Origin of the sequence: Burkholderia sp. CpTa8-5 (genome assembly GCF_017815045.1) — a bacterium.
In the GTDB taxonomy this organism is placed as follows: Bacteria; Pseudomonadota; Gammaproteobacteria; order Burkholderiales; family Burkholderiaceae; genus Burkholderia; species Burkholderia sola.
The window spans coordinates 133,761-140,950 of record NZ_JAGIQD010000018.1 but is presented as its reverse complement, the minus strand read 5'-3'; the positions used below and the strand labels follow the sequence as shown (position 1 = coordinate 140,950).

Annotated in this window: 7 protein-coding genes; all 7 read right to left on the bottom strand. The window is 64.2% G+C overall.

From position 1 onward, the window contains the following. Positions 1-115 precede the first annotated feature (115 nt). The 7 genes from phoR to pstS all read right to left on the bottom strand — a co-directional run bounded on the left by phoR (position 116) and on the right by pstS (position 6,815). Positions 116-1,435 (bottom strand): phosphate regulon sensor histidine kinase PhoR, encoded by a 1,320-nt coding sequence (phoR, locus tag J8I35_RS24660; RefSeq protein WP_050015223.1) that lies wholly within the window; start codon positions 1,433-1,435, stop codon positions 116-118. Between the two features lie 56 nt (positions 1,436-1,491). Then, positions 1,492-2,193 (bottom strand): phosphate regulon transcriptional regulator PhoB, encoded by a 702-nt coding sequence (gene phoB / locus J8I35_RS24655; RefSeq protein ID WP_006750313.1) that lies wholly within the window; start codon positions 2,191-2,193, stop codon positions 1,492-1,494. Positions 2,194-2,222: 29 nt separating this feature from the next. Further along, complete coding sequence (phoU, locus tag J8I35_RS24650) at positions 2,223-2,927, bottom strand: phosphate signaling complex protein PhoU (RefSeq protein ID WP_006476334.1); 705 nt, start codon at positions 2,925-2,927, stop codon at positions 2,223-2,225. An 18-nt stretch (positions 2,928-2,945) separates the two neighbouring features. Next, positions 2,946-3,794, bottom strand: coding sequence for a phosphate ABC transporter ATP-binding protein PstB (pstB, locus tag J8I35_RS24645; protein ID WP_050015221.1), 849 nt, complete (start codon positions 3,792-3,794; stop codon positions 2,946-2,948). 15 nt (positions 3,795-3,809) lie between these two features. Beyond that, positions 3,810-4,703, bottom strand: coding sequence for a phosphate ABC transporter permease PstA (gene pstA, locus J8I35_RS24640; protein WP_050015219.1), 894 nt, complete (start codon positions 4,701-4,703; stop codon positions 3,810-3,812). Continuing rightward, entirely contained in the window at positions 4,700-5,686 is a 987-nt protein-coding gene (gene pstC, locus J8I35_RS24635) for a phosphate ABC transporter permease PstC (protein WP_124639041.1), read from the bottom strand. Before pstC ends, pstA begins: the two co-directional genes overlap by 4 nt. Before the next feature lie 94 nt (positions 5,687-5,780). Beyond that, the gene (pstS, locus tag J8I35_RS24630; RefSeq protein ID WP_050015215.1) at positions 5,781-6,815 is read right to left on the bottom strand and encodes a phosphate ABC transporter substrate-binding protein PstS; all 1,035 of its coding nucleotides are present in this window, start codon (positions 6,813-6,815) and stop codon (positions 5,781-5,783) included. Positions 6,816-7,190: the final 375 nt, after the last annotated feature.

Sequence of the window (7,190 nt, the reverse complement as noted above, 5' to 3'; positions counted from 1 at the left end):
ATCTCAGCGCAACGTTTACAACCACTCCTTCCACAAAACAAAAATGCCCTTCGGTCGCTTAACTGAACGGCATTACAGCCCTCGGGCCGTTTTTGAACACCGAACCGCTACGCGATCATGCTTCGTAAGCGGCCGGCCGGATCGCGATGACCCGCGAGCCCGGAAACCGCGCGGTGAACGTACTGCCGCGCCCTTCCTCGCTCTGCACGTACAGATGCGCATCGTGCCGCTGCAGCACGTGCTTGACGATCGCGAGCCCGAGGCCCGTGCCGCCGGTGTCGCGCGACCGGCTGCGATCGACACGGTAGAAGCGCTCGGTGAGCCGTGGCAGATCGGCGGCCGGAATCCCGAAGCCGCTGTCCGTGACGGAAAACACGCCCTGTGCGCCCTCGCGCCGCCACGACACGACGATCTTGCCGCCGTCCGGCGTATAGCGGATCGCGTTCGTGACGAGATTCGCGAACGCGCTGAACAACTCCGTCTGCGCACCGGTGACGCCGAGCGTCTCGTCGATCGAGAACGCGATGTCGTGATGCCCGTTCGACAGCGTGTGCGCATCTTCCTTCAGATGGTCGAACACCGCACGCATGTCGATCGCGTGATCGACCGGCGGCTTGCTCTCGCCTTCCAGCTTCGCGAGCACCAGCAGGTCGGTCACGATGTGCCGCATCCGCGACGCCTGCTGCTCCATCATGTCGAGATAGCGCGCGCGGTCCTCCTCGTTCAGCGGCAGCTCGCGCATCGTCTCGAGGAAGCCCGACAGCACGGTGAGCGGCGTCTTCAGCTCGTGCGACACGTTCGCGACGAAGTCGCGCCGCATCGCGTCGGTGCGCTCGAGCTCGGTGATGTCCTGCGTGAGCAGCAGCTTGCGGTTCTCGCCGTACGGAAACACCTGCACGGCCAGCACGTTCTGCCGCGAGTCGCCCATGCCGCGCATCAGCAGCGTGTCCTCGTAATGCTGCGCATTGAGGTAGCGGACGAAATCGGGATGACGCACCAGGTTCGTGATGTGCTGGCGCAGGTCGCGCTTCGCATCGAGGCCGAAATGGACTTCGGCGATCGCGTTGCACCACTCGATCTGGTCGTGGTCGTCGAGCATCGCGACGCCGTTCGGCGAGGCCTGGATTGCCTGGATGAAACGCGAATGCTGCTGCTCGACCTGTCGCACCTGCGCATGCCACTGCTTCGCGAGCTTGTGCAGCCGATAGTAGATCTCGCCCCAGATGCCCGGCGCGCTCGGCACTTCGCCGTAGACGGGCGCATCGAGCAGGCGCCACAGACGCTGCGTATGGAAGGTGCTGAAAAAGCCCTGCGCGACCAGCATCACGACCACGAACACAAGGCCCGCGGTCGGGCCGGCGAACACGCCGACCAGCACGCCGATCAGCACGAGCAGCACGAGCGACACCAGGAAGCGCGCCCAGATGATGTTCATGATTCAGCGTCCGAAAGAAGGAGCGGCAGCCGCGGCACGCGGCATGCCCGAATACGTTACGCGTGCTTGGCGAGGCGGTAGCCGCTGCCGCGCACGGTTTCGATCATCGCATCGCAGCCGGCCGGTTTCAAGGCCGCGCGCAATCGTTTGATGTGCACGTCAACGGTGCGCTCCTCGACGAACACGTGGTCGCCCCACACCTGGTCGAGCAGTTGCGTGCGGCTGTGCACGCGCTCCGGATGCGTCATGAAGAAATGCAGCAGGCGAAACTCGGTCGGGCCGAGATCGAGCTTGATCTCGCTGCCGTCCCCGTGTGCGGCGACGCGATGCGTGGCCGGGTCGAGGCGCAGCCCGTTGATCGACACGACGTCCTCGGTCAGCTGCGGCGCGCGGCGGCGCAGCACCGCCTTGATGCGCGCCATCAGTTCCTTCGGCGAGAACGGCTTCGTCACGTAGTCGTCCGCGCCGATTTCGAGGCCGAGCACCTTGTCCTGCTCGTCGCCGCGCGCGGTGAGCATGATGATCGGGATGTGCTTGGTCCGTTCGTTGTTGCGCAGGTCGCGCGCGAACGCGATGCCGGACTTGCCCGGCAGCATCCAGTCGAGCAGCACGAGATCGGGCAGCACGTCGCTGATCAGGTTCTGCGCCTGTTCGGCGTTGTACGCGCGGATCGGGCAGTGACCGGCGTGCTGGAGATTCACCGAGATCAGTTCGGAAATCGCGGGCTCATCTTCAACGACGAGAATGTTGCTGGGCATCGGCACCTCTGTTCTTCCTATGGAGTCGATTAACTGTTGGCTTCGCGATCGAGCGTGTCGCGCGGCTGGTGCCGCACGTCGGTGCCCTTCACGATGTAGATGATGAATTCGGCGATGTTCTTCGCGTGGTCGCCGATCCGTTCGATCGCCTTCGCGATGAAGAGATAATCGAGGCCCACCGAGATCGTGCGCGGATCTTCCTGCATGTACGACACGAGCTTGCGCACGAACGCGCGGAATTCCATGTCGATTTCCTTGTCGTCCTTGACGATCTGCGCGGCGGCCACCGTGTCGAGGCGCGCGAATGCGTCGAGCGCGCGGCGCAGGATCGTCACGGCCATCTCGCCCGACACCTTGATCTCGGCGATGTTGACCGCGCGTGCGGCCGGCTCGTCGACCAGGCGGCGCACACGCTTGGCGATCTTCTCGGCTTCGTCGCCGGCGCGCTCGAGGTTCGTAATCGTTTTCGAAATCGACATCAAAAGACGCAGGTCGCGCGCGGCAGGCTGCCTCCGCGCGATGATGTTGCCGCATTCCTGGTCGATGTCCACTTCCATCGCGTTCAGCGTTTCCTCGGCCGCGATCACCTTCTCGGCCGTATCGCGATCGAACTCGTTCAGCGCGCGCATCGCGCCGACGATCTGCGATTCGACGAGTCCGCCCATTTCCAGCACTTTCGACGACACGGCATTCAGGTCCGCGTCGAACTGGCTCGACAGATGTTTATCCGACATGGTTGTTGTTCTCCGTCATCAGCCGAAGCGGCCGGTGATGTAGTCTTCCGTTTCCTTGCGCACCGGCTTGATGAAGATCTTTTCGGTGTCGCCGAACTCGATCAGCTCGCCCAGGTACATGTAGGCCGTGTAATCCGAGCAGCGTGCGGCCTGCTGCATGTTGTGCGTGACGATCACGACCGTGTAGTCGCTCTTCAGCTCCGCGATCAGCTCTTCGATGCGGCCCGTCGAGATCGGGTCGAGCGCCGAGCACGGTTCGTCGAGCAGCAGCACTTCCGGACGGATCGCGATGCCGCGCGCGATGCACAGACGCTGCTGCTGGCCGCCCGACAGCCCGTAGCCGCTCTGGCCCAGCTTGTCCTTCACTTCGTTCCACAGCGCGGCCTTCGTGAGCGCCCACTCGACACGGTCGTCCATTTCCGAGCGCGTGAGCTTTTCGAACATCTTCACGCCGAACGCGATGTTGTCGTAGATCGACATCGGGAACGGGGTCGGCTTCTGGAACACCATGCCGATCCGCGCGCGCAGCAGCGAGATGTCGCGCTTCGTCGTCAGCAGGTTCTCGCCGTCCATCAGGATTTCGCCTTCGGCGCGCTGCTCCGGATAGAGCGCGAACATCTTGTTGAACGTGCGCAGCAGCGTCGACTTGCCGCAGCCCGACGGGCCGATGAACGCCGTCACCTTCCCTTCGGGAATGCGCAGGTTGATGTTCTTCAGCGCGTGGAACTTGTTGTAGAAGAAATTGAGGTTGTTGACCTCGATCTTCGCGTTCAGCGGCGCGAGCGGACGGCCGTGCGCCGCGTCTTGCGTGCCGGCGGGCGCAGCGGTGCGCTCGACGGGATTCAGGTGGCTTTCTGCCATATTCATCGGATTGCTCCGCCGTTACTTTTTCGAGAAGATCGAGCGCGCCAGGACGTTCAGTCCGAGCACCCCGAGCGTAATCAGGAACACGCCCGCCCATGCGAGCGACTGCCATTCCGCGAACGGGCTCATCGCGAACTTGTAGATCGTGACCGGCAGGTTCGCCATCGGCTGGCTCATGTCGACCGAGAAGAACTGGTTCGACAGCGCGGTAAACAGCAGCGGCGCCGTTTCGCCGGCGATCCGCGCGACCGCGAGCAGCACGCCCGTCACGATCCCGCCGACCGACGCGCGCAGCGTGATCTTCAGCACCATGCGCCACTTCGGCGTGCCGAGCGCGACGGCCGCTTCGCGCAGCGCGTTCGGCACGAGCTTCAGCATGTTCTCGGTCGTGCGGATCACGATCGGGATCTGCAGCAGCGCCAGCGCGATCACGCCGGCCCAACCGGAGAAGCGCCCCGACTTCGCGACGACGATCGCGTACACGAACAGGCCGATCACGATCGACGGCGCGGACAGCAGGATGTCGTTGATGAAGCGGATCGTGCTCGCCAGCAGGTTCTTCTGCCCGTATTCGGCGAGATAGACGCCCGCGAGGATGCCGATCGGCGTGCCGACCAGCGTGCCGAAGCCGCACAGCAGCAGGCTGCCGACGATCGCGTTCGCGAGACCGCCGCCTTCCGTGTTCGGCGCCGGCGTCGATTCGGTGAACAGTTGCAGCGACAGGCCGCCGACGCCGAGGTGCACCGTCGTGTAGAGAATCCACACGAGCCACAGCAGGCCGAAGGCCATCGCGCCGAGCGACGCGGTGAGCGCGATCGCGTTGACGACCTTGCGCTTGCGCTGCAGGCGGTTGCGCATCGCGTCGAGCGCGGCGCCGCTCGGCCCCGGGAAATTCATGATGGGCTCGCTCATTTCTTGCCCTCTCCCTTCTCGAGACGAAGCAGCAGCAGTTTGGAGATGGACAGCACGATGAACGTGATCACGAACAGGATCAGGCCGAGCTCCATCAGCGCGGACGTGTGCAGGCCCGGCTGCGCTTCCGCGAATTCGTTCGCGAGCGCCGACGTGATGCTGTTGCCCGGCGCGAACAGCGACACGCTGTCGAGCAGGTTCGTATTGCCGATCACGAAGGTCACGGCCATCGTTTCGCCGAGCGCGCGGCCGAGGCCGAGCATCACGCCGCCGATCACGCCGGTCTTCGTATAGGGCAGCACGACCTTCCACATCACTTCCCAGGTCGTGCAGCCGATCCCGTATGCCGACTCCTTCAGCAGCACCGGCGTGACCTCGAACACGTCGCGCATCACCGACGCGATGTACGGGATGATCATGATCGCGAGAATCACGCCGGCCGCGAGGATGCCGATGCCGATCGGCGCGCCGGACGTCAGCGGGCCGAGCACCCACACGTCCTTGAGCAGCCGGCCGATGGGCTTCTGGAAGTATTCGGCGAAGATCGGCGCGAACACGAGCAGCCCCCACATGCCGTACACGATCGACGGAATCGCGGCGAGCAACTCGATCGCGATGCCGAGCGGACGGCGCAACCACACGGGCGCGAGCTCGGTGAGGAACAGCGCGATGCCGAAACTGACCGGCACCGCGATGACGAGTGCAATGATCGACGTCACGATCGTGCCGTAGATCGGCACGAGTGCGCCGTAGATGTCCGAGTTGGGATCCCACTCGGATTGCCACAGGAAGCCGAGGCCGAACTTCTGGATGGTCGGCAGCGACGCAATGATCAGGGAAATGATGATCCCGCCGAGCAGCAGCAGGGTCACGATCGCGGCGAGCCGCGCAAGGCCGCCGAACAGGACATCCCCGAGACGGCTCGGCGCGCGCTGCTGCGCACTGTCGGGCGATCGGGAGGACGGGTATGAAATATCAGACATGGGTGCCTGCTTTTGATCGCCGGGCGCCGTAACGCCCGGCTTTACCGCACACACTGCCCGACCGGCACGGCCGGGCAGCGAACCGCTGGATGGCTTACTCGGCGGCGACCGGCTTGCCCGAAGCGTCCGTCACCTTCGTCTTCCACTGCTTGCGGATTTCCGTCTCGACCGTCGCCGGCAGCGAGATGTAGTCGAGGCTGTCGGCAGCCTTCTCGCCGTTCTTGAACGCCCAGCTGAAGAACTTCAGCGTTTCCGCGCCCTGCTCCGGCTTGTCCTGCTTCGCGTGCAGCAGCACGAACGTCGCGCCGACGACCGGCCACGCGTCCTTGCCCGGCTGGTTCGTCAGGATCTGGTAGAACGACTTCGACCAGTTCGCGCCGGCTGCAGCGGCCTTGAACGTTTCCGTCTTCGGCTCGACCACCGTGCCCGTCGAATTCTTCAGCGCAGTGTAGGTCATGTTGTTCTTCTTCGCGTACGCCCACTCGACGTAGCCGATCGCGCCCGGCAGGCGCTGCACGAAGGCCGCGACGCCGTCGTTGCCTTTGCCGCCCGTGCCCGTCGGCCAGTTGACCGTCGTGCCTTCGCCGATCTTCGACTTCCACTCGTCGTTGACCTTCGACAGGTAGTTCGTCCAGATGAAGCTCGTGCCCGAGCCGTCGGCGCGGCGGACCACGGCGATGTCCGTATCCGGCAGCTTGACCTTCGGGTTCAGCGCGGCGATCGCCGGGTCGTTCCACTTCTTGATCTTGCCGAGGTAGATGTCGCCGAGCACCGGGCCCGACAGCGTCAGTTCGCCGGCCTTCACGCCCGGCACGTTGACGACCGGCACCACGCCGCCGACCACCGTCGGGAACTGGAACAGGCCTTCCTTCGCGAGATCTTCGTCCTTCAGCGGCGCGTCCGAACCGGCAAAATCGACCGTCTTCGCGTTGATCTGCTTCAGGCCGCCCGACGAGCCGATGCCTTGGTAGTTGACCTTCGCGCCGCCGGACTGCTGGTAGTCGGCAGCCCATTTCGTATAGATCGGCATCGCGAACGTGCTGCCTGCGCCCGTGATGTCGGCAGCTTGAGCGGCGACGGCGAAAAGCGCGCCAGCCAGGCCGGCAATCGCGGTTTGCATCAATTTCATGAGACCTCCAGTGTGTGAGCGGATGACTACGGCACCGCGAAGGTTAGGGGCTGCTCATGACGGTAATGTGACAATCGATGAAACTGGCGTGACAGTAACATGACTGGTTGAAAGGGAATATCGGGTCGCGCGTCGGGGCGCGGGAGCGGCGCTGGCGGCAAGAATCGCCTGGCTCGAAGGGAGGGGATGAACGCCGTTTCAACGGCGTGCGAGGGCATCGTAGCGCGGCGTCGGACGGACGGGAAGCCCGGTCCGGCCGGAAGTCTGATTCGGGGTCTGATGCCGGCTTCGATGGAAGGGATGCGTTTGCCGAAGCCTGCTTCTATTAGGTAACGCAAACCTTTGCGTCTGACAAAAACGACGGCGCCCGAGGGC

Excerpts from the sequence above, each read along its gene's own strand:
- phoR (WP_050015223.1), bottom strand. The coding sequence starts at position 1,435 with ATGAACATCATCTGGGCGCGCTTCCTGGTGTCGCTCGTGCTGCTCGTG.
- phoB (WP_006750313.1), bottom strand. The coding sequence starts at position 2,193 with ATGCCCAGCAACATTCTCGTCGTTGAAGATGAGCCCGCGATTTCCGAA.
- phoU (WP_006476334.1), bottom strand. The coding sequence starts at position 2,927 with ATGTCGGATAAACATCTGTCGAGCCAGTTCGACGCGGACCTGAATGCC.
- pstB (WP_050015221.1), bottom strand. The coding sequence starts at position 3,794 with ATGAATATGGCAGAAAGCCACCTGAATCCCGTCGAGCGCACCGCTGCG.
- pstA (WP_050015219.1), bottom strand. The coding sequence starts at position 4,703 with ATGAGCGAGCCCATCATGAATTTCCCGGGGCCGAGCGGCGCCGCGCTC.
- pstC (WP_124639041.1), bottom strand. The coding sequence starts at position 5,686 with ATGTCTGATATTTCATACCCGTCCTCCCGATCGCCCGACAGTGCGCAG.
- pstS (WP_050015215.1), bottom strand. The coding sequence starts at position 6,815 with ATGAAATTGATGCAAACCGCGATTGCCGGCCTGGCTGGCGCGCTTTTC.